The organism is Prauserella muralis, from assembly GCF_003202285.1.
Lineage (GTDB): Bacteria > Actinomycetota > Actinomycetes > Mycobacteriales > Pseudonocardiaceae > Prauserella_B > Prauserella_B muralis.
On the sequence record NZ_MASW01000002.1, the window covers coordinates 1,449,804 to 1,470,786 of the forward strand.

A 20,983-nucleotide genomic window follows, 5' to 3' on the forward strand; every position below is an offset into this window, starting at 1 on the left:
GGTTCGTAGGCTCACCTTCCGGTTGGGGTTCGCGGTCGCACTGGAGGAGGACGTGACGCGGTGCTGTATCGCCTCATGAAGTACGTGCTGCTCGGTCCGCTGCTGCGGCTGTTCTGGCCGGCGAAGGTCACCGGCCTGGAGAACATCCCGGCCGAGGGCGGCGCGATCCTCGCCAGCAACCACCTCGCGGTGGCCGACTCGTTCTTCATGCCGCTGCGGGTGCCCCGCCGCGTCACCTTCCCCGCCAAGCAGGAGTACTTCACCGAGAAGGGCGTCAAGGGCACGCTCAAGAAGTGGTTCTTCACCGGGGTCGGGCAGTTCCCGATCGACCGCTCCGGGGGCTCGGCGGCACAGGCCGCGCTGGACACCGCCATCCGGCTGGTGCGGGAGGGCCACCTGCTCGGCATCTACCCGGAGGGCACCCGCTCCCCGGACGGCAGGCTGTACAAGGGCAAGACCGGCGTCGCGCGGATCGCGCTGGAGGCGAGGGCGCCGGTGATCCCCGTCGCGATGGTCGGCACGGACAAGGTGAACCCGATCGGCTCCAGGATGTGGCGTCCCCGCCGGCTGGAGATCCACTTCGGCAAGCCGCTGGACTTCTCCCGCTACGAAGGCCTCTCCGGTGACCGGTTCGTCGAGCGCTCCATCACCGACGAGATCATGTACGCGCTGATGGAGCTCTCCGGCCAGGAGTACGTCGACATCTACGCCGCGAAGGCGAAGGAACTGCTCGCCGCCGAGGCCGCGGGGGCGCGGCCAGCCGTGCCCGCGCAGACCAGTGGTGCGCGCGATGCCGCGCGGCTCCCCGAGAGCAAGGCGGGCTGAGCGTTTCAGTACCGTGCTGCGGTGCGATTCTTCTACGACACCGAGTTCATCGAGGACGGCGTGACCATCGATCTGGTCTCGATCGGTGTCGTGGACGAGAACGGCCGTGAGTTCTACGCGGTGTCCACCGAGTTCGATCCCGGCAAGGCGGGGCCGTGGGTGCGGGAGCACGTGCTGGACAAGCTGCCCTCACCCGGTGACCCGGCCTGGCGCAGCCGGGAGCGGATCCGCGCCGACCTGCTGGACTTCCTCGGCTCGCCGCCCGGCGGCATCGAGCTGTGGGCGTGGTTCGCCGCCTACGACCACGTGGCGCTGGCGCAGCTGTGGGGGCCGATGCCCGCACTGCCGCGCCAGCTGCCGCGCTTCACCCGCGACCTGCGGCAGCGGTGGGAGGACGTCGGCAAGCCGAGGCTGCCGTCGCCTCCCTCCGACGCGCACGACGCCCTCGCCGACGCCCGGCACAACCTGCAGCGCTGGCGGGTGATCGAGGAGGTGCGCCGCCGCCGTGGGTTGGCCTAGCGCCTGGCCCGCACGGCGGCGGCCAGCTCGGTCAGCAGCTCGGCGGTGGTCGGCCAGTCGACACACGCGTCGGTGATGCTCTGCCCGTAGGTCAGCTCGCCGGACCTGCCGAGCGTGAGCTCCTGCCTGCCGCCCTCCAGGAAGCTCTCGATCATCAGTCCGGTGATGCCGCGCTCGCCCGCGCCGATCCGTTCCGCGAGCTCGGCGACGACCCCGGCCTGCCGGAGGTGGTCCTTGCCGCTGTTTCCGTGGCTGGCGTCGATGAGCGTGCGCTCCGGCAGCCCGGCCTTGCGCAGCAGGGCGAGGGTGCCCGCCACGGTCTCGGCGTCGTAGTTGGGGCCTGCGCTGCTGCCGCGCAGGATGACGTGGCAGTCGGGGTTGCCCGACGTGGTGACCAGCGCGGCGAGCCCGTCGGCGTTGATGCCGGGGAAGACATGGCTCGCGGCGGCGGCGCGGACGGCGTCGACGGCCACCTGCACGTCGCCCTCGGTGGAGTTCTTGACGCCCACCGGCATCGACAGCGCGCTGCACAGCTGGCGGTGCACCTGGCTGGCCGCGGTGCGCGCGCCGATGGATCCCCAGCTGACGGTGTCGGCGATGTACTGCGGCGTGATCGGGTCGAGGAACTCGCAGCCCACCGGCAAGCCCAGCGCGGTGATGTCGAGCAGCAGCTGCCTGGCCAGCCGCAGCCCGGCGTTGACGGCGAAGCTGCCGTCCAGGCGCGGGTCGTTGATGAGGCCCTTCCAGCCGAGCGTGGTGCGGGGCTTTTCGAAGTACACCCGCATCACGATGTGCACCTGGTCGCGCAGCCGCTCGGCGTGCTCGGCAAGCCTGCGCGCGTAGTCGAGCGCGGCGCCCGGGTCGTGCACCGAACAGGGGCCGACCACCACCAGCAGCCTGTCGTCGCGCCCGTCGAGGATGTCGACGGTGTCGGCGCGGCCCTGGACGACGGTCTTGGCGGCCGCGGCGTCGATCGGGTGCTCCTGGCGCAGCAGGGCGGGGGAGAGCAGGGGACTGAGGCTCGTGGTCCGCTGGTTGTCCAGGAGCTGCGCGGGATCGGCGACGTCCGCGGGACCTGCGGTGAGTGACATCGGGTGGCTTCCTTTCCGCAAGCCGGCCCGTGTGCTCCGCCGAGCCGGCTTGTCGTCCGGCTCGAGGTGGATGGTGGTCAGCGCACGGCGTCGCCGACCGGCCCACCACGGGCCGGCCTGCTAAACCAGAAATAGCGCTGCACGGCGGCGACTCTAACAGACCCGCACCGCACCTGCACCGATCAAGTGCGCTCCCGCTAGGCTGGCGGCGAGAAGTGTGATGCAGGACAAACGCGGAGGTTTGATCTGATGCGAGTCGGTGTGCTGACCGGCGGCGGCGACTGCCCAGGGCTCAACGCCGTGATCAGGGCGGTCGTGCTCAAGGGCATCGAGATGCACGGCTGGGAGATCGTCGGCTTCCGCAACGGGTGGCGCGGCCCGCTCACGGGGGACAGCAAGCCGCTCGGCCGCGACGACGTCGAGGGCATCCTCACCCGCGGCGGCACCATCCTCGGCTCCTCCCGCACCAACCCGTACAAGGAGGAGAACGGCCCGGAGCGGATCAAGGCGGTGCTGGCCGAGCAGGGGGTCGACGCGCTCGTCGCGATCGGCGGTGAGGACACGCTCGGGGTCGCCAAGCGCCTCACCGACGAGGGGATCAACGTCGTCGGCGTGCCGAAGACGATCGACAACGACCTGGCGGCCACGGACTACACGTTCGGCTTCGACACCGCCGTGCACATCGCGACGGAGGCCATCGACCGGCTGCACACCACGGCCGAGTCGCACCACCGCGCACTCGTGGTCGAGGTGATGGGCAGGCACGCGGGCTGGATCGCCCTGCACTCCGGCCTCGCCGGTGGCGCGAGCGTGATCCTCGTGCCGGAGCGGCCGTTCGCCGTCGAGAAGGTCGTCGAGTGGGTGGAGCGCCGGTTCGAGCGCGAGTACGCGCCGATCATCGTCGTCGCCGAGGGCGCGTTGCCCGAGGGTGGCGCCGAGGTGCTGCAGAGCGGCGAGAAGGACGCGTTCGGCCACGTCCGGCTCGGCGGGGTCGGCACGTGGCTGGCCGAGGAGATCGCCGAGCGCACCGGCAAGGAGTCGCGGGCCGTGGTGCTCGGGCACACCCAGCGCGGTGGCACGCCGACGGCCTACGACCGGGTGCTCGCCACGCGGTTCGGCCTGCACGCCGTCGATGCCGTGCACGACGGCGACTTCGGGGTGATGGTGGCGCTGCGCGGCACGGACATCGTGCGGGTGAAGCTGGCCGAGGCGACCGCCGAGCTCAAGACGGTGCCGGCGGAGCGCTACGCCGAGGCCGAGGTCTTCTTCGGCTGACGAGCGCGCAGCCTCGCGAGTCCTGCACTCAGGTCCGCGAGTTCTGCACTCAGGTCCGCGAGTTCTGCGTTCCGGGACGCGCGAACGCAGAACTCGCGGGCCGGGACGCAGGACTCGCGGGCGCTCACGCCGCGGCGAACAGCAACCCCGCCGCGACCGCTTCGATCGCGCCGTAGAACCAGATGGGGTAGAACGCCGTCGGCGCGTCGGCCAGCCGGGACACCACTCGGCCGAGCGCCATCCCGGCCAGCGCGGCGCCCACCGCGAGGACGGCACCCGGCCTCAGCCCGCCGACGTCCAGGGCGCACAGGGTCAGCAGGACGGCGATCGCCAGGCCGAACCCGCCGTAGACGGCCCGCACCTCGGAGCGGCTCTCCGGGCTGTCGGCCACCAGCCGGAACGGGCGGACGAGCGCGGCGGGGGCGGCGAGCGCGTAGCCGCCCATGCCCAGGAAGAAGACGGCCACGGCGACGATCACCACGGTGGACACGGACACTCCTCGAAGCCGGTCGGACAGGGAAGGCCAGCATGACCGCACCGCAGGGACCGGCGCTTCCGGAAACGTGCTGCGCCACCCTGTGGCTGTGGCCTGGCCAGGCGCTGTACTCGGGTCCGTCGTTGCGGCTCGACCCGCACAGCGGCTCGGTGTCCTGTCTGGCCGTCGGCGCCGACGCGCCGTTCACCGTGCACGCCGACGGGCACGGTGGACGCACCGTGCGCAGCGCGCTCGTCGGCCCGCGGCTGCGGCACCGGGTCGTCGCGCACGGCAAGGCGATGGTGTTCTGCTATCTCGATCCGGCGTCGGCAAGGGAACGGGCCTGCCGCGCCCAGCTCGCCGAGGAGCGGAACGGTCTCGGCCATGGCCACCGCGCGGAGGAGCGGCTGGCCGGCCTGGCCCCCGCACTCGGCGACCCCGCCGTGGCCGCGCAATGGCTGGACCTGGCCTGTCCGGCCGCACGCGACGGTATGGACCCGCGCATCGCCGCCGCGGCGTCGTCCCTGCGTGCGCACACCAGCCCCGCCGTGCCCGCCTCCGAGCTGGCCGCCGGGGCCGGGCTGTCGGTGTCCCGCTTTCTGCACCTGTTCCGCGAGCACACCGGCACCAGCTTCCGCCGTTACCGGCTGTGGGCACGCATGCTGCGGGCGGGCACGCTGCTCGCCGAAGGATCCGATCTCACCACCGCGGCCGCGGACGCCGGCTTCGCCAGCGCCTCGCATTTCAGCGACAGCTTCCACTCCCTGTTCGGGCTGGCACCCACCCGGCTGCTGGCCACCGGCGTGACCATCCGCGTCGCCGGACCACCCCCGTAACCGCAACGCGGGGGAGCTCCCCAATGCCACATTCGTAGCGTTGAACGCCACCAATGCGGCATTAGTAGCGTCCAGCGCCACCAATGCCGCATTGGGGAGCTTCGGAGGAAGCGTCGGGGGTGCCGGGTAGCGTGACTTTCGTGGGGTTCACGGGATTTGGTGAGTATGCGATCGACTTCTTCGACGGCCTCGTCGTGGACAACTCGAAGTCGTACTGGGACGACAACCTGCACACGTACAAGGCCGACGTGCGGGCGCCGATGGAGGAACTGCTGGCCGAGCTGAGCCCCGAGTTCGGCGCCGGCTTCGGTGAGGGCAAGGTGTTCCGGCCCTATCGCGACGTGCGCTTCGCCAAGGACAAGACGCCCTACAAGACCCATTGCGGCGCGGTGATCGAGCAGGGCAGGGGCGGCGGGGCGTACTACGTCGAGGTCGGGCCGGACGGGTTGCGTGCCGGCGGTGGCTGCTTCCACCTGGCGGCCGACCAGCTCGCCCGGTTCCGGCAGGCCGTCGACACCGATATCCACGGCGCCGCGCTCGAGCGCATCCTCGCGCAGCTGCGCCGGTCCGGCTGGACGATCGCGGGCGACACGCTCAAGACTAGGCCACGCGGGTTCGCCGACGACCACCCCCGGCTCGAGCTGCTGCGGCATCGTTCGCTGTACGCGGTCCGCACCTGGGAACCGGACGACGTGCTGCACGAGCGCCGGTGCCTCGATCGGGTGAGAAAGGCGTGGCGGCAGCTGCGGCCGTTCAACGAGTGGGCCCGCGACCACGTGGGCGCCAGCGAGCTGCCCCGGCGCTGACCACCGGCTCGTCCGCGGTGTGAAACGCGCGTTGCCAAACTTTCCTTAACGATCTCGGGATCGGTACAGACGTGGGCGGTGTGAAGGTCTACGCTGTGCAGATGTGAGCCGACGAGCGAAGATCGTATGCACCCTCGGCCCGGCGACGGCGACGGCGGAGAAGGTCCGTGCGCTCGTCGAGGCCGGCATGGACGTGGCCCGGATGAACTTCAGCCATGGCAGTCATGGCGATCACAAGCAGGTCTACGACCTCATCCGCGACGCCGCGGCGGAGACCGGCCGCGCGGTCGGCATCCTCGCCGACCTGCAGGGTCCCAAGATCCGGCTCGGCACCTTCGCGGGCGGCCCCGTCGAGTGGCGCACGGGCGACACGGTGCGCATCACCGTCGAGGACGTCGCGGGCACCCATGACCGCGTCTCCACCACCTACAAGGGCCTGGCCAAGGACGCCAAGCCGGGCGACCGGCTGCTCGTCGACGACGGCAAGGTCGGCCTCGTCGTCGACCACGTCGAGGGCCCCGACGTGGTCTGCGAGGTCACCGAGGGTGGCGCCGTCAGCAACAACAAGGGCGTCTCGCTGCCCGGCATGGACGTGTCCGTGCCCGCGATGTCGGAGAAGGACATCGAGGACCTCGAGTTCGCGATGGAGCTCGGCGTCGACTTCGTGGCGCTGTCGTTCGTGCGCTCCCCGGCCGACATCGACCTCGTGCACCAGGTGATGGACCGCGTCGGCAAGGGCCGCGTGCCGGTCATCGCCAAGCTGGAGAAGCCCGAGGCCGTCTACAACCTCGAAGCCGTGGTGCTCGCCTTCGACGGCCTGATGGTCGCCCGCGGCGACCTCGGCGTCGAGCTGCCGCTGGAGCAGGTGCCGCTCGTGCAGAAGCGGGCCATCCAGATCGCCAGGGAGAACGCCAAGCCGGTCATCGTGGCGACCCAGATGCTCGACTCGATGATCAACAACTCCCGTCCCACGCGCGCCGAGGCGTCCGACGTGGCCAACGCCGTGCTCGACGGCGCCGACGCGGTGATGCTCTCCGGGGAGACGAGCGTCGGCCGCTACCCGATCGAGACGGTCGAGACGATGAGCCGGATCGTGCAGGCGGTCGAGGCCGACATGCCGTCCGTGCCGCCGCTGAGCCACGTGCCGCGCACCAAGCGCGGCGTGATCTCCTACGCCGCGCGCGACATCGGCGAACGGCTCAACGCCAAGGCGCTCGTGGCGTTCACGCAGTCCGGTGACACGGTCCGCAGGCTCGCGCGGTTGCACACCCGGCTGCCGCTGCTGGCGTTCACACCGCTGGAGAGCGTGCGCTGCCAGCTGGCCATGACGTGGGGCACCACCGCCCGCATCGTCCCGCACGCCGACTCCACCGACCGGATGATCCAGCAGGTGGACCACGCGATGCTGGAGACCGGCCGCTACCAGCCCGGCGACCTGGTCGTGATCGTGGCGGGCTCGCCGCCGGGCACGGTCGGATCCACCAACCTCATCCGGGTGCACCGCCTCGGTGAGGAAGACCTCGTCTAGGAGCCGCTTGCGCGGATGCCGGTACGGGGTGAGGCGTGATCGCGCGCACGTGTCGGCACGCCTGGCGGGCGCGCCGGAGGACGACAGTGTTGAATCTCGGGCATGACTGAGCTGGCGAGGGAAGCCGCGTCGGGCCTCGACGCCGATGCGGGTGCCGGCGGGCAGCGGGTACTCGACCGGCTGGTGGCGCTGCTGGATCTCGAGAAGATCGAGGAGAACATCTACCGGGGCGTCAGCCCGCCCCACTCGCCGACGCGCGTGTTCGGCGGGCAGGTGGCGGGGCAGGCACTCGTCGCCGCCGGTCGCACCGTGCCCCCGGAACGCAAGGTCCACTCGCTGCACGCGTACTTCATCCGCGGCGGCGACCCGAGGGTGCCGATCGTCTACGAGGTCGACCGCATCCGGGACGGCCGCTCGTTCACCACCCGCCGGGTCGTCGCCGTGCAGCACGGCAAGGCGATCTTCTCGCTGTCGGCGTCGTTCCAGCTGGAGGAGCGCGGCGTCGAGCACGCCGAGCCGATGCCGGACGTGCCCGATCCCGAGTCGCTGCCCACACTGGCCGAGCGCACCGCGGACTACGCCGACAAGCTCGGCCTGCGCACCCAGCCCCGGCCGATCGACATCCGCTACGTCAACGAGCCTCCGTGGGTCACGCGGGAGACCGGTGAGCGCCCCGGGCGCAACCAGGTGTGGATGCGTGCGGACGGCACCCTGCCCGACGATCAGTTGCTGCACGTCTGCGTGCTGACCTACGCCTCCGACATGACACTGCTCGACTCGGTGCTCGCCAGTCACGGTGTGTACTGGGAGCTGGACAAGGTGCTCGGCGCCAGCCTCGACCACGCGCTGTGGTTCCACCGCCCGTTCCGCGCCGACGAGTGGTTCCTCTACGACAGCGGCTCGCCCACGGCCTCGGGAGCCCGCGGCCTGGCCACCGGCCGGTTCTTCTCCCGCGACGGCGGCCACATCGCCACCGTGGTGCAGGAGGGGCTCATCCGCGTGCTGTGAGGCGGACGTGGGCGGCGTTCGCCGCCGGTCAGCTCGCGAAGTGCAGGTTCGCCCCACTCCGCCGATGGTGGTGGTGCCGGGCGGCGGGCAGGGACGTGGTGGCATCCTCCTGTGCCGCGCCGAGGGCGAGTTGCGCGGCGAGATAGGCCCGGCACGGCAGCGGGCCGCGGCGGCGCATGGCGAACCACGACCGCCGCCCGTGGCACAGCTCGCAGTGACCGCTCGCGTCGAGCCGGTGCTCGGCGAGCACGGCGCGCAGCGCCTCCACGAGCCGGGCGCTGGTGCGCCGGGTGAACTCGGCCCCCAGCGGCGGCGTGGTGCCATCGAGACCACGGCTGATCTCGTCCAGCGTGCGGTGCACAGCTGCCTGCAGGGGGGTGACGATAGGGTCGCGCCCGGCCACGTCAGCTCCAGTATTTCAACTAGCGGAACATCTCGACCATGAAGCAGACCGTGAGCCTACCTCGCGGATCGTGCAATTTGCAGTCCACCGATTGGGCATCATTTCGGAACCGGGCCGTACCCAGTGCGTCCCTCCGTGCGGAACCTGCTGGTTAGATGTGGGTTCGAGGGACAGGTGAACCGGAGGTGAGGCATGACACGAGGGCACGGCCCGACCGTTCGGCGTCGCAGGCTGGCCAGCGAACTGCGGCGGCTCCGGGATCAGGCCGGGCTCACCATCGACGAGGTCGGCGAGAAGCTCGAATGCTCCGCGTCCAAGATCAGCCGGATCGAGACCGGCCATGTCGGGGTCACTCCCCGTGACGCGCGGGACCTGCTCGAGCTCTACGGCGTCCGCGGCGACGAGCAGGAAGCCCTCGTGCAGCTGGCCAGGGAGGCGCGCAAGCGCGGCTGGTGGCATGCCTACAACGAGGTCTTCACCGGCACCTTCGTGGGCCTGGAGGCCGACGCCAGCTCCCTCTACGCGTTCCAGGCGCTGCTCGTGCCGGGGCTGCTGCAGACCGAGCGGTACGCCCGCACGGTGATCAGGGCGATGCGCCCCACCGCGCCGGACACCGACATCGAGCGCCGGGTCGCCGCGCGCATGGAGCGCCAGCAGCTGCTGCGCGATCCCACCCCGCCGGAGTACTGGGCCATCGTCGACGAGGCGGTGCTGCACCGCATGGTCGGCGGCGCCGACGTGATGGCCGAGCAGCTGGCGAGGATGGCCGAGCTCGCGCAGCTGCCGCACGTCACCATTCAGGTGGTGCCCTTCGAGGCCGGGGCCCATCCTGGGATGGAGGGACCGTTTCTGATCCTCGGCTTTCCGGAGCAGGCCGACTCCGACGTCGTCTACGTCGACAGCACGAGCAGCGGGCTGTACCTGGAAGAGGAGGTCGACGTGCGGCGGTACTCGCTCATGTTCGATCATTTGCGGGCCGCCGCGCTGAAGCCGGACGATTCGGTCGAGGTCATCGCCGAGGCCGGGCGGCGGTACGAACCCGCGACAACGACACAGCAAGATAAGGAGTAGGGAAATGGTGGCTGACGTCGACCTTTCCACGCTGGACTGGCGCAAGAGCAGCTACAGCGGCGGCGGCAACGACTGCGTCGAGGTGGCGTTCACCCTCGACGGCACCGCGGTCCGCGACTCGAAGAACCCGGCGGCGGGCGCGCTACGGCTGGGCTCGGCCCAGTGGGACGCCCTGCTCGCCGCTGCCCGAACAGGTGAATTAGACCTGCGCTGACGCGCCGGACCCGGTGCCCTCGACCCCTTACCCCGGTCTTCCCTGCTCGGCCGCGGGTAAGGGGTCGACTCATGCCCGCAGGCGGCGTGAACGTCCGATGCCGGGGCCCCGCACTCAGGAGAAGTCTGAGTCTCGACGGAGATGACGGACGAGTGCGAGAGGGATGAGCGGGCATGACGATGGCGGGGGTATGGGCTCTGGACGCGGTGCGCGCCGAGGTGGACTACCGCACCGAGGAACTGCACCGGGCCGGGCGGGCGACCCGGCTGGTCCGCCGGCGCAGGGCGATCCGTAGGAGAGCCGAGCGGATCACGCTGCCGGCGCAGCGAAGCGGTGCACACGACGCGGAGGTGCAGCAGCCGCTGCGCCGGGCGAGCTGACCCGCCGTGCCGACGGCGCGCGCCGGGTCGCGGGACGTTCGGCCGACGGCGAAAACCATGGCCGGAATGTCGGTGGGGTAGGCGAGAATGGCTCTCGTGCCCCGTCTTGGTACCGGAATCCCCATGGTCGGCCGCGTCGACGAGCTGCGGCGGCTGCGTCAGGCCGTCGCGCAGGCACGGCGAGGTGAGGCCGGGGCCGTGCTGCTGGCTGGCGACGCGGGGGTCGGCAAGACCCGGTTGCTGAGCGAGCTCGCGGAGCAGGCATCCGCACAGGGGGCACTCGTGCTGACGGGCCGGTGCCTCGACATGAAGGAGGGCGGGCTGCCGTACCTGCCCTTCGCCGAGGCACTGGCCCCGCTCGCCACACTCGGCGACGAGGCGGTGACGGAGGCGCTGCGCGCCCGGCCCGCGCTCGGGCGGCTGCTCCCGCAGGCGGCCGTGGTGCCGAGGAGTGGTGGCGAGTTCCCGCACGTGCCCGCCACCGAGCACGAGGCGCGGCTGCGGGTGCGGGCCGAGCAGGACGTCGGGCAGCTGCAGCTGTTCGACGCCGTGCTCGGCGTGCTCACCGAGATCGCCGCGCACCGGCCTGTGGTGCTGCTGCTGGAGGACCTGCACTGGGCCGACGGATCCACCCGCAACCTCCTGTCGTTCCTGCTGTCCCGGCTGCGCGCGCAGCAACTGCTCGTCGTCGGCAGCTACCGCGAGGAGGACGTGCACCGGCGCCATCCGCTGCGCGAGCTGCTGGCCGAGCTGGTCCGCCTGCCCACGGTGCAGCGCATCGAGCTGCCGCCGTTCGGCGAGCCCGAGGCCCGCGCCTTCGTGCAGGCCCTCGCCGAGGAGCCGCTCGGCCAGGACGCCGTGACGGAGCTGGTGCGGCGTTCCGAGGGCAACCCGTTCTTCGCCGAGGAACTGCTCGCCTCAGGGCCGGGGTGCGACGGCGACCTGCCTGCCGGGCTCGCCGAGGTGCTGCTCGCCAGGCTGGAGCGGCTCTCCGCCGACACCCGGCGCGTGCTGCGCGCGGTCGCCGTCGCCAGCGACGGTGTCTCGCACGCGGCGCTGGCCGAGGTGTCCGGCCTCGGCGAGCTGGAGCTCGACGAGGCGCTGCGCGAGGCCGTGCACCACCACGTCCTCGTCATCGAGCGCGGCTTCTACCAGTTCCGGCACGCGCTGCTGCAGGAGGCGGTCTACAGCGACCTGCTGCCGGGCGAGCGCAGCCGCATGCACGCCGCCTACGCCACGCGGATCCGGTCGAAGCCGCAGGGCAGGGGCCACAACGCCCGGCTGGCCTACCACAGCATGCGCAGCAAGGACTTCCCCACGGCGCTGGCCGCGCTGGTGCGGGCCGCCGACGAGGCGGAGGGCCTCGGCGCGCCGGGCGGGGCGCTGCGGCACATCGAGCAGGCACTCGACATCTGGGACGCCGTGCCCGGGTCCGACCGGCCCGACGGCTACGACGAGCTGAAACTGCTGCTGGAGGCCTCGTACTTCGCGGGCACCTCGGGCGAGCCGGAGCGGGCCGTGGCGTTCGCGCGCTCCGCCGTCGAGTCGCTCGGCCCGGAGGTGCCCGCCGACCGCGCCGCCATGGCGTGGCGGCGGCTCGCCGAGGCTCAGATGGGACTGGACAGCACGTTCGACGCGGCGGTCGAGGCCATCGAGCGGGCGTGGGAGCTGGTCGCCGACGCCGAGCCGAGCGCGCGGCGGGCCTGGGTGCTGTCCACGCGGGCGCAGATCCTGCGGGGCGACGACCGGCTGGAGGAGGCCGCCGCGAGCGCGGAGGCGGCCGTCGCCGATGCCCGCGCTGCCGGTGCCGACGGTGCCGAGGCCTCGGCGCTGACCACCCTGGGCGCGCTCGCCGACTCGGCGGGCGACCCGCAGGAGGCCCGGCAGCGGTTGCGCGACGCCGCGCGCAAGGCGGGGGAGGCCGGCGCCATCGACGTCGAGCTGAGCGCCATGTACTACCTCGCCCTCAGTTACGAGGACCAGGGCGAGCTCGCCGACGCCGCCACGCTGTACCGGCGGGCCGTGCAGCACGCCGAGCAGGCGGGGCTCAGCTGGGCCTCCTACGGGCTCAGCGCGCGGCTGCGGGAGGCCTCGCTGCGGTACGTCCGCGGCGACTGGCCCGAGGACGAGCTCGGCTGGCCCCGGTCGTCGCTGTCCAGCACCGTGAGCGCGATCATGGCCTCGGCCTGGGTCGACCTGGTGCTGGCGCGCGGCCGCTTCGCCGAAACCGAGCGGCTCGTGGCCGACCTGCGCGGACAGTGGCGCTCGGACATCTGGTTCGCCCTCGCCGCCGCCGACGCCGGCACGCAGCTCGCCACCTGGCAGGGCGACCACCGGCTGGCGGCCGTGCGCGCCCGCGAGGGCGTCGGCTGGCTCGAGGACGCGTTCCCATGGGCGCTGGGCGGCATCCGGATCGGTGCGCTCGGCCTGGAGGCGTGCGCGGCGTGGGCCACGGACGCGCGGCTGCGGGGCGACGCCGACGCGGAGGCCGAGGCCGCCGCGATCGGTGACGACCTGCTCGCGCACGTGCGCAACTGCATCGCCCGGGGCAGGCCGCGCGCGGGCACGCTCGGTCCCGAGGGGCAGGCCTGGTTGCTGCGTGCCGAGACCGCCGCGGGCGGGCTGCGCGGTCCGGTCGAGCCCGGCGAGTGGGCCAAGGTCGTGGAGGCCTTCGGCTACGGCGCGGTCTACGAGCAGGCGGTGTGCCGGTGGCGCCACGCCGAGGCGCTGCTGGCCGCGGGGGAGACCGCCCGTGCCGCGGAGGAGCTCGAGCAGGCGCACGTGGTGGCCCAGCGCCTCAAGGCCGTGCCGCTGCGCACGGCGGTGCGCGACCTCGCGCGCCGGGCCAGGATCGAGCTCGACGGCGTGGCGCCGCGGCGCGACGTGGTGGACGCCCTCACCGACCGGGAACGGGCCGTGCTGGAGCGCGTCGCGCTCGGCCGCACCAACCGGCAGGTCGGCGAGGAGCTCTACATCAGCGAGAAGACCGTGAGCGTGCACCTGTCGCGCGCGATGGCGAAGCTCGGCGCGAGCCGCCGCGCCGAGGCCGTCGCCATCGCCTACGACCGGGGCCTGCTGGCCAGACCGTGACGGCTCAACGCCGGGGCAGGCGGCGCAGCAGTCGCATGCCCGCCGTCATGCCCTTGGCCCACAGCCCGGGCGGCATGCCGCGGAACGGGCGCAGCCGCAGGCCCCGCTGCACGGCGATCGACTGCGCCTCCGTGTACTTGAGCAGGCCCTCGGCGCCGTTGCGGCGCCCCACGCCCGAGTCCTTCATGCCGCCCATCGGGACGCCGACCGTGCCGAAGGTCGCGGCGTAGCCCTCGTTGACGTTCACCGTGCCCGCCTTCAGCCTGGACGCCACCTCCCAGCCCTCCGTGCCGTCGCCGCACCACACGCTGGCGTTGAGCCCGTACGGGGTGTCGTTCGCGCGCTCGATGGCGTCCTCGACGTCGGTGTAGCCGTACACCGACACGACCGGACCGAAGGTCTCCTCGGCGAACACCCTGGCGCGTTCGGTGACGCCGGTGAGGATGGTCGGCTCGTAGAACAGCGGGCCCAGGTCGGGCCGCGTCCGCCCGCCGGTGACCACCGTGGCGCCGTGGGCACGGGCGTCGTCGACGTGGGCCCGCACCGCGGCCAGCTGCTCAGCGGAGGTCAGCGACCCCATGCCGGGCCCGTAGTCGAGTGAGCCGCCGAGCCGCAGCGCAGCGGTCTTCTCCGCGAAGGCCCTGGTGAACTCGTCGCGCACGCTGTCGTGCACGTAGATCCGCTCGACCGACACGCACAGCTGGCCCGCGGAGGAGAAGCACGCGGTCACCGCTCCGGCCGCGGCCCTGTCCAGATCGGCGCCGGGCAGCACGATCATCGGGTTCTTGCCGCCCAGCTCCAGCGAGTAGCTCGTCAGCCGCTGCGCGATGCGGCCCGCGAGCTGCTTGCCCGTGGGCGTCGAGCCGGTGAAGCAGAGGTAGTCCGACTCCTCGACGAGCGCGTCACCGATCCGCGAGCCGCGCCCGAGCACGATCTGCCAGGCCTCGACGGGCAGGCCCGCGCGCTCGGCCAGCTCGTGCAGCCACAGTGCCGACAGCGCCGTCTGGTTGTCCGGCTTCTGCACCACGGTGTTGCCCGCGACCAAGGCGGGCAGCACGTCCATCGCGGTCAGCGCCAGCGGGTAGTTCCACGGCGAGATGACCCCGACCACGCCCTTGGGGTGGCGCAGCTCGCCCGCCTTGGTGAGCAGCGGCAGCACCCCGGGCGCCCGGCGCGGCGCGAGGATCTTCGCGGCGTGCTTGCCGTAGTAGGCGGCCACCAGCGCGGTGGCGCTCACCTCGTCGAAGGCGTCGAGCCGGGCCTTGCCCGCTTCGATCTGGACCAGGTCGAGCGCCTCGTCCTGGTGACGCAGCACCAGCTCGTGCAGGCGGAGCAGAATGCGCTGCCGCTCGGCGACGGGTCGCTGCGCCCAGGAGCGCTGGGCGCTGCGGGCACGGGCGAACGCGGCCCGGGTGTCGGCGTCGGTGGCCTGCGGCAGGGTCGCCGTGGTGAGTCCGGTGAACGGGGCCTTCATCTCCACGGGCGCGGAGTCGGCACCGCCGCGCACCCGGTTGACGAGTTCGGTGGCACGGCTGGCCGGGGGCGCGCCGACGACACCGCCGATGGTGCCCGGCCTGCCGGTCCTGACGGGAGCTGTGCTGGTCATGGCCCCTCCGCGAACGACGTTGTTACCGACGAGTAGAGCATACCGGCAGTATGGCCGCCAGTGCCTCGCCCGCTAGACGGAGAAATGGGTCACCGCGAGGCGTTTCCACTCCTCGATGAGCTGCTTGCGCCGCCGGGCGTCACCACCCAGTTCGGCGTCGAGGGCCAGCCCCCGGGTCAGGTTCACGGTGAGCCAGTACAGCGTCTCCACCCTCTCCCTGGGCACCTCGCCCGCGAGCGCGGCCACCTGCTCCAGGGTCGAGCGGCCGAGCGCGCGGTCCACCGGCCGGATCGCCGCGCGCAGCTCCGGCTCGGTGCGCGCGGCGATCCACAGTTCCATCGCCGCCGTGGCCAGCGTGCCCGAGTACGACTCCCACAGCAGATCGATCGCCGCCGCGATGCGCTCCCGCCCCGGCGGCAGCCCCTCCATCTCCGGAGCCCGCTGCTGCTTGAGACGGGTGGTGAGGTGCTCGACGGCAGCCGCCATCAGCTCCGCCTTGGCGGCGAAATGATGCTGGAAGGCGCCCTTCGACACGCCCGCCCTGGCGCAGATCTCCTGCATGGACGTGCGTGGGTAGCCCAGCTCGACGAGGCAGTCGATGGTCGCGTCGAGCAGCGCGGTCCTGGTCTGCTCGCGGCGCTGTGCCTGCGTGCGGTGGCCCCGGCCTGCCGTCGTCACCATGTCCCCCTTTACCTCCGTCGCGGGCGCCTGTACATTCCGGTCAGAACTTACATTCCAACTGGAATGTTTTCCAGTAGCCGGGAACCAGGAGGGCAGGCCGTGTCGCTGCAGATCCAGCGAAGCTCGTGGATGACCGAGGAACTGGACGACTTCCGCGATCTCGCGAAGACGTTCTGCCAGAAGGAGCTGACGCCCAACCAGGAGCGCTGGATAGCGGCCAAGCAGGTCGACCGGGAGCTGTGGACCAAGGCGGGGGAGGTCGGCCTGCTGGCACTGTCCATTCCGGAGGAGTATGGCGGGGGCGGCGGCAACTTCGCCCACGAGACCGTGTTGTACGAGGAACAGGCGCGCTCCGGGGACGGCGCGTGGGGCGTGTCCGTCCACAACGGAATCGTCGCGCACTACCTGCTCGCCTACGCCTCGGAGGAGAAGAAGCGGGAGTGGCTGCCCAAGCTCGCCAGTGGCGAGTACGTCGGCGCCATCGCTATGACCGAGCCCGGCACCGGCTCCGACCTGCAGGGCATCAAGACCAGGGCGGTCCGCGAGGGCGACTCCTACGTCATCAACGGTGCCAAGACGTTCATCACCAACGGCGCGCACGCCGACCTCGTGGTGGTGGCCGTGAAGACCGACCCCGACGCGGGCGCCAAGGGCGTGTCGCTGATCGTCGTGGAGACCTCGAGGCCGGGCTTCCGCCGTGGCCGCGTGCTCGACAAGGTGGGCCTGCGTGGGCAGGACACCGCCGAGCTGTTCTTCGACGACGTGCGCGTGCCCGCGGCGAACCTCCTCGGCGAGGAGGAGGGCCAGGGCTTCATCCAGCTGATGCAGCAGCTTCCCCAGGAGCGGCTGATCATCGCCGTCACGGCGGTGGCGGGCATGGAGGCCGCGGTGGAGCAGACGATCGCCTACACCAAGGACCGCACCGCGTTCGGCAGGCCGGTCTTTTCCTTCCAGAACACCAAGTTCACCCTCGCCGAGGCGGCCACCGAGGCCGCCGTCGCCCGCGCCTTTCTCGACCAGTGCATCGAGCGGCACCTGCGTGGCGAGCTCGACGTGCAGGGCGCGGCCATGGCGAAGCTGTGGACCACCGAGCGCGTCAACAAGGTCATCGACGACTGCGTGCAGCTCTTCGGCGGCTACGGCTACATGACCGAGTACCCGATCGCGAGGGCCTGGGCCGACGTGCGGATCTCCCGGATCTTCGGCGGCACCAACGAGATCATGAAGGACATCATCTCCCGAACCCTGTAGCCGGGACGGGCCGGACAGGCAGCACACGAAGGAGTTGGACGGATGAAGCCTGGCCCGCTCAGCGGCCTCAAGGTGATCGAGCTGGCGGGACTGGCCCCGGCCCCGTTCGCCTGCACGATCCTCGCCGACCTCGGCGCCGACGTCATCCGGGTGGACCGTGCCGTGCCCGGTGAGGACGTTCTCGGGCTGCCCGACGACCCGCTCACCCGGGGCAGGCGCAGCATCGGCGTCAACACCAAGACGCCCGAGGGCGTGGAGCTGGTGCTCACGCTGGCCGAGAAGGCCGACGTGCTCGTCGAGGGCTTCCGGCCCGGTGTCGCCGAGCGAATGGGGCTGGGCCCCGAACAGGTGCGGGCGCGCAACCCGCGCCTGGTCTACGGCCGGGTCACCGGCTGGGGTCAGGACGGGCCGCTCGCGCAGTCGGCGGGCCACGACATCAACTACATCGGCCTGGCGGGCGCGCTGGAGCCGGTGGGCAGGGCAGGCGAGCGGCCGGTGCCGCCGGTGAACTTCCTCGGCGACTTCGGGGGAGGCGGGCTGTTCCTGGCGATGGGCGTGCTGGCCGCGCTGTACGAGCGCACCTCCTCCGGCCAGGGCCAGGTCGTCGACGCGTCGATGGTCGACGGCGCCGCGTTGCTCACCACGCAGCTGCACGGCATGCGGGCCGGTGGCCTGTGGCAGGGTGAGCGCGGCGAGAACCTGCTCGACGGCGGCGCACCGTTCTACGACACCTACCAGTGCGCCGACGGCAGGTACGTCGCGGTCGGGGCGATCGAGATGCGGTTCTGGGCCGCGCTGGTGCAGGTCCTCGGTCTCGATGCCGAGGAGCTGCCGGTGCATCTCGACCAGCGGGAGTGGCCGCGGCTGCGGGCCATCCTGGCCGAGGCCATCGGCAAGCACACGCGCGACGAGCTGGTCGCCAAGGCGGAGGGCACGGACGCGTGCCTGACACCGGTGCTCTCGCCGTGGGAGGCCGCCGAGCACCCGCACAACGCCGCGCGTGGCACGTTCGTCGACGTCGGCGGCGTCGTGCAGCCCGCGCCGGGACCCCGCTTCGATCGCACCCCACCGGCCACGCCCGGGCCGCCGCCGCAGACCGGGGCCGACACCTCTGCCGTGCTGGCCGAGCTCGGTCTCGGCGACGAGCGCATCGCGGCGCTGCGGGAGGCCGGCGCGATCCGCTGACGCGCGTGTCGTGGTGGCCGCGGCGCCCTCGCCGCGCCTACAGTGAGGCCGGAACCGCCAGGTACGGGCTGTCACCGCAGCCGCCCGTTCGTGTGATTACCCGTCAGGATGGGTTCCGGTAGGGCATCATGACGAGTAAGGGCGGGGAGGCGCAGCGGCCGCCGTGAGGGCACGGCAGCCGCCGGAGTGAATCGGATGGAGCTATGTCGCCGGGTTTGAAGAAGGTCCTCATATTCGGCGTCGTCGCACTTGTTCTGTTCTTCTTGATCACGCGTCCCACGGAATCCGCCGACGCCGTGCAATCGGCACTCGGCTGGCTTCGCGACGGCGCCGAAGCCATCATCACGTTCGTGCAGAGTCTGTTCTCCTGAGCCGACATCGCTGCTCGCCGGCACCGCCGAAGCGGTGTCGGCGGTTCTGCTGCGCACCCCTCATTTGGCTACTGTGTGTTGCCGATTTCGGCTCGAGGGCCTGAATGCTCCACCATCCGGGTGGATTCCAGCCCATAAAACGCTGGTCAACGAATTCGTGCCCATGAGGGTCTGGCGGATCGCTGGCCCCCTCTCATACGGTGCTCACATTGCGTGATCGTCCGGTATCCGAGGACTCACGCTCGAACATCTCGAACAACGTTGCTCGACAGTCTTCGCGAGAACCACAGCAGTGCGGTGCAGAGGAGGCAGGGATGCGAGATCCCGGTGTTGACGCGGTGATCCGGCAGTGGGCGTCCGAGCGCGAGCGGAGCGCGGAGGAGCAGGAGGTCGACCGGATCGCGTCGGCGTGGCTGGCGGAGGCACCGCAGGTGGCCGCGCCCGGTATCCCGGGCCAGCGCAGCGGTGGCCCCACGGGCTGGGCACCGGTCGACTCGGCCGACCCCGGGTATCTCGACGCCATGCGGGAGCGGGTGCCCGAGGCGCCGCTCGAGCTGCTGATCGCGGCCGCGGGCTGGTGGCAGATGATCGGGGACGTCAACGAGGCGAAGGCGTGGTGGGACGCGGGAATCAGCCCGCTCGACCAGCGTGCGCTCGACTACCGTGCGGCCGGCCTCACGCCTGCCGACCTGAGCAGGCGGCTCGGTCCGCTCACGGTGCTGGAGCACCTGCGCCGCGGCAGCGCCCCGGCGTGGTGCGTGGCCCGGCTGTCCCGGCAGCGGCGCGACGCCGCGGGATAGCGGCCACGATCGGGTACGTGCCGCAGCCGGCCGCGCCGCGTGCCCACCCGTAACGCTAACGTCCGTGCCATCGTTAGCGAGTTGTCAACTGGTCGGCGACGTGGAGGGCCCAGCGTGCAGGAGGCGGGGACGCGTGCATCGGAATCGCGTCCGGGGCTGGCGGCCCTCATTCGGTTGGTCATCGTCCTGGTCGTGCTCGCCGCCGCCGCGGGCGGCGTCTGGCTCGTCGCCAGCGCCGCCTCCCCCGAGGCGGGCCCGACCACGACGGACATCCCGGCCCTGCAGGTCGAACCCGCGCAGGTCGAGCCGGGGTCGGTGGCCCCGGTGAGCAACACCGTCGCGGGCAACCGGGCCGGCGCGGGCCAGCCGCGGCGGGACGGCGTCGATCCGCTCGTCGCGTGGGCGGAACGCACCTCACAGGTGGTCGGCGTCCCGGCGAGGGCACTCATCGCCTACGGCAACGCCGAACTGGCGATGCGCGCCAACGAGCCGGACTGCCGTCTCTCCTGGGCGACGCTCGCCGGGATCGGCCGCATCGAGTCCGACCACGGCCGCTACGGCGGCGCGACGCTCGGCGAGGACGGCCGTCCGTCGACCCCGATCATCGGCGTCCCCCTGAATGGCTCCACGGGTGTGCGGTCCATCTCCGACACCGACGGCGGGCAGCTCGACGGCGACCCGGTGCACGACAGGGCCGTCGGTCCGATGCAGTTCATCCCGAGCACGTGGATGCGCTACGGCTCCGACGGCGACGGTGACGGCAGGGCCGAGCCGCAGCAGATCGACGACGCGGCACTCTCGGCCGCCCGCTACCTGTGCGTCAACGGGCGGGACATGGCCAGCGCGGACGGCTGGTGGGCCGGGATCATGTCGTACAACAACTCCGTCGAGTACGCGCAGAAGGTGTTCGGCCTCGCCGACGGCTACGCCAAGCAGGCCCGTACCGCCCGCAGCTGACCGCACCCCGCGCCCCATCGCCGCCGCCCCAAGCTCCCCAATGTGGCATTCGCTCCACTGGATGGAGCGAATGCCGCATTCGCTCCGTTGAGTGGAACAAATGTGGCATTGGGGAGACGTCGCGCGGGTTGGCTCACCTGTGGCGGCGGGCGGACGACGGCGAGTGCTAGCGTCGAAGCGTGTCCAGGAGCGCTACCACCACCCGCAGGCTCGCGATCGCCGGTGTGTGCGCGCTGAGCCTCGCGATCTGCTGCGGCCTCGCGTGGTGGCAGTGGGAGCGGTACTCCTCGGCGGGCGGCACGTTCCAGAACCTCGGTTACGTGCTGCAGTGGCCGCTGTTCGGGCTGTTCCCGGCCTTCATGGTGTGGCGTATCCGCAGGCTCAAGGCGCAGGCCGAGGCCGGGCGGAGCACGGGGCAGGGGGAGCCGCAGGGCGACCGCGCGGCGTGGGGACGGCGTCCCGCCGACGTGCCCGCACCCCGGCCCGCCGTGCCCCGGACCCGGCAGACCGCAGGCGCCGGCGACGCCGAGGATCCCGAGGACGCCGAACTGGCCGCCTACAACCGGTACCTGGCGGAGTTGAACGCCCGCGACCACGAGGTGAAGTGAGAA

Annotated in this window: 22 protein-coding genes; 17 read left to right on the forward strand and 5 right to left on the reverse strand. The window is 71.9% G+C overall.

Annotated features, from left to right (window positions below; genetic code table 11):
• Positions 1–60 precede the first annotated feature (60 nt).
• Together BAY60_RS18030 and BAY60_RS18035 are read left to right on the forward strand one after the other, a co-directional pair.
• Positions 61–825, forward strand: coding sequence for a lysophospholipid acyltransferase family protein (locus BAY60_RS18030; protein ID WP_112282057.1), 765 nt, complete (start codon positions 61–63; stop codon positions 823–825).
• Positions 826–846: 21 nt separating this feature from the next.
• Complete coding sequence (locus BAY60_RS18035; RefSeq protein ID WP_112282058.1) at positions 847–1,344, forward strand: polyadenylate-specific 3'-exoribonuclease AS; 498 nt, start codon at positions 847–849, stop codon at positions 1,342–1,344.
• Here BAY60_RS18035 and BAY60_RS18040 read toward each other — a convergent pair.
• Positions 1,341–2,435 (reverse strand): 3-deoxy-7-phosphoheptulonate synthase, encoded by a 1,095-nt coding sequence (locus BAY60_RS18040; RefSeq protein ID WP_112282059.1) that lies wholly within the window; start codon positions 2,433–2,435, stop codon positions 1,341–1,343. The two genes, BAY60_RS18035 and BAY60_RS18040, sit on opposite strands and share 4 nt — an antisense overlap.
• Positions 2,436–2,684: 249 nt before the next feature.
• Here BAY60_RS18040 and BAY60_RS18045 point away from each other — a divergent pair, with 249 nt between their 5' ends.
• A complete protein-coding gene (locus tag BAY60_RS18045) occupies positions 2,685–3,710 on the forward strand; it encodes a 6-phosphofructokinase (RefSeq protein WP_112282060.1) in 1,026 nt (341 codons plus the stop codon).
• Positions 3,711–3,834: 124 nt separating this feature from the next.
• On the opposite strand, the gene BAY60_RS18050 is transcribed toward BAY60_RS18045, so the two are convergent.
• Positions 3,835–4,200: a DUF4345 family protein gene (locus BAY60_RS18050; RefSeq protein ID WP_112282061.1), complete on the reverse strand. Its 366-nt coding sequence runs from the start codon at positions 4,198–4,200 to the stop codon at positions 3,835–3,837.
• Positions 4,201–4,238: 38 nt separating this feature from the next.
• On the opposite strand from BAY60_RS18050, the gene BAY60_RS18055 reads away from it, so the two are divergent.
• From BAY60_RS18055 to tesB, 4 genes are all read left to right on the forward strand, one after another.
• Positions 4,239–5,021 (forward strand): AraC family transcriptional regulator, encoded by a 783-nt coding sequence (locus tag BAY60_RS18055; protein ID WP_112282062.1) that lies wholly within the window; start codon positions 4,239–4,241, stop codon positions 5,019–5,021.
• Positions 5,022–5,161: 140 nt separating this feature from the next.
• Entirely contained in the window at positions 5,162–5,827 is a 666-nt protein-coding gene (locus BAY60_RS18060; protein WP_112282063.1) for a DUF2461 domain-containing protein, read from the forward strand.
• 103 nt (positions 5,828–5,930) lie between these two features.
• Positions 5,931–7,355 (forward strand): pyruvate kinase, encoded by a 1,425-nt coding sequence (gene pyk, locus BAY60_RS18065; RefSeq protein WP_112282064.1) that lies wholly within the window; start codon positions 5,931–5,933, stop codon positions 7,353–7,355.
• A 102-nt stretch (positions 7,356–7,457) separates the two neighbouring features.
• Positions 7,458–8,363 (forward strand): acyl-CoA thioesterase II, encoded by a 906-nt coding sequence (tesB, locus tag BAY60_RS18070; RefSeq protein ID WP_112282065.1) that lies wholly within the window; start codon positions 7,458–7,460, stop codon positions 8,361–8,363.
• Between the two features lie 28 nt (positions 8,364–8,391).
• Here tesB and BAY60_RS18075 read toward each other — a convergent pair whose 3' ends face one another.
• Positions 8,392–8,766, reverse strand: a complete 375-nt coding sequence (locus BAY60_RS18075) for a hypothetical protein (RefSeq protein WP_112282066.1) — start codon at positions 8,764–8,766, stop codon at positions 8,392–8,394.
• Positions 8,767–8,958: 192 nt separating this feature from the next.
• Here BAY60_RS18075 and BAY60_RS18080 point away from each other — a divergent pair, with 192 nt between their 5' ends.
• The 4 genes from BAY60_RS18080 to BAY60_RS18095 all read left to right on the forward strand — a co-directional run bounded on the left by BAY60_RS18080 (position 8,959) and on the right by BAY60_RS18095 (position 13,521).
• Positions 8,959–9,837, forward strand: a complete 879-nt coding sequence (locus BAY60_RS18080) for a helix-turn-helix domain-containing protein (protein ID WP_112282067.1) — start codon at positions 8,959–8,961, stop codon at positions 9,835–9,837.
• 4 nt (positions 9,838–9,841) lie between these two features.
• Positions 9,842–10,051: a DUF397 domain-containing protein gene (locus BAY60_RS18085; RefSeq protein ID WP_112282068.1), complete on the forward strand. Its 210-nt coding sequence runs from the start codon at positions 9,842–9,844 to the stop codon at positions 10,049–10,051.
• Positions 10,052–10,224: 173 nt separating this feature from the next.
• The gene (locus BAY60_RS18090; RefSeq protein WP_245992595.1) at positions 10,225–10,431 is read left to right on the forward strand and encodes a hypothetical protein; all 207 of its coding nucleotides are present in this window, start codon (positions 10,225–10,227) and stop codon (positions 10,429–10,431) included.
• An 87-nt stretch (positions 10,432–10,518) separates the two neighbouring features.
• Positions 10,519–13,521, forward strand: a complete 3,003-nt coding sequence (locus BAY60_RS18095; protein ID WP_112282069.1) for a helix-turn-helix transcriptional regulator — start codon at positions 10,519–10,521, stop codon at positions 13,519–13,521.
• Between the two features lie 4 nt (positions 13,522–13,525).
• On the opposite strand, the gene BAY60_RS18100 is transcribed toward BAY60_RS18095, so the two are convergent.
• Together BAY60_RS18100 and BAY60_RS18105 are read right to left on the reverse strand one after the other, a co-directional pair.
• Positions 13,526–15,127 (reverse strand): succinic semialdehyde dehydrogenase, encoded by a 1,602-nt coding sequence (locus BAY60_RS18100; protein ID WP_112282070.1) that lies wholly within the window; start codon positions 15,125–15,127, stop codon positions 13,526–13,528.
• 72 nt (positions 15,128–15,199) lie between these two features.
• Positions 15,200–15,808: a TetR/AcrR family transcriptional regulator gene (locus tag BAY60_RS18105; protein ID WP_112282071.1), complete on the reverse strand. Its 609-nt coding sequence runs from the start codon at positions 15,806–15,808 to the stop codon at positions 15,200–15,202.
• Between the two features lie 129 nt (positions 15,809–15,937).
• On the opposite strand from BAY60_RS18105, the gene BAY60_RS18110 reads away from it, so the two are divergent.
• From BAY60_RS18110 to BAY60_RS18130, 6 genes are all read left to right on the forward strand, one after another.
• Complete coding sequence (locus tag BAY60_RS18110; RefSeq protein ID WP_170160471.1) at positions 15,938–17,059, forward strand: acyl-CoA dehydrogenase family protein; 1,122 nt, start codon at positions 15,938–15,940, stop codon at positions 17,057–17,059.
• 42 nt (positions 17,060–17,101) lie between these two features.
• Positions 17,102–18,244, forward strand: coding sequence for a CaiB/BaiF CoA transferase family protein (locus BAY60_RS18115; protein ID WP_112282073.1), 1,143 nt, complete (start codon positions 17,102–17,104; stop codon positions 18,242–18,244).
• 203 nt (positions 18,245–18,447) lie between these two features.
• Positions 18,448–18,615 (forward strand): hypothetical protein, encoded by a 168-nt coding sequence (locus BAY60_RS37170; protein WP_170160443.1) that lies wholly within the window; start codon positions 18,448–18,450, stop codon positions 18,613–18,615.
• Between the two features lie 314 nt (positions 18,616–18,929).
• Entirely contained in the window at positions 18,930–19,415 is a 486-nt protein-coding gene (locus BAY60_RS18120; RefSeq protein WP_112282074.1) for a helix-turn-helix transcriptional regulator, read from the forward strand.
• A gap of 114 nt (positions 19,416–19,529) precedes the next feature.
• Entirely contained in the window at positions 19,530–20,372 is an 843-nt protein-coding gene (locus BAY60_RS18125; RefSeq protein WP_112282075.1) for a lytic transglycosylase domain-containing protein, read from the forward strand.
• Between the two features lie 179 nt (positions 20,373–20,551).
• On the forward strand, positions 20,552–20,980 hold the full coding sequence (locus BAY60_RS18130) for a hypothetical protein (RefSeq protein ID WP_112282076.1): 429 nt from the start codon (positions 20,552–20,554) through the stop codon (positions 20,978–20,980).
• Positions 20,981–20,983 lie beyond the last annotated feature (3 nt).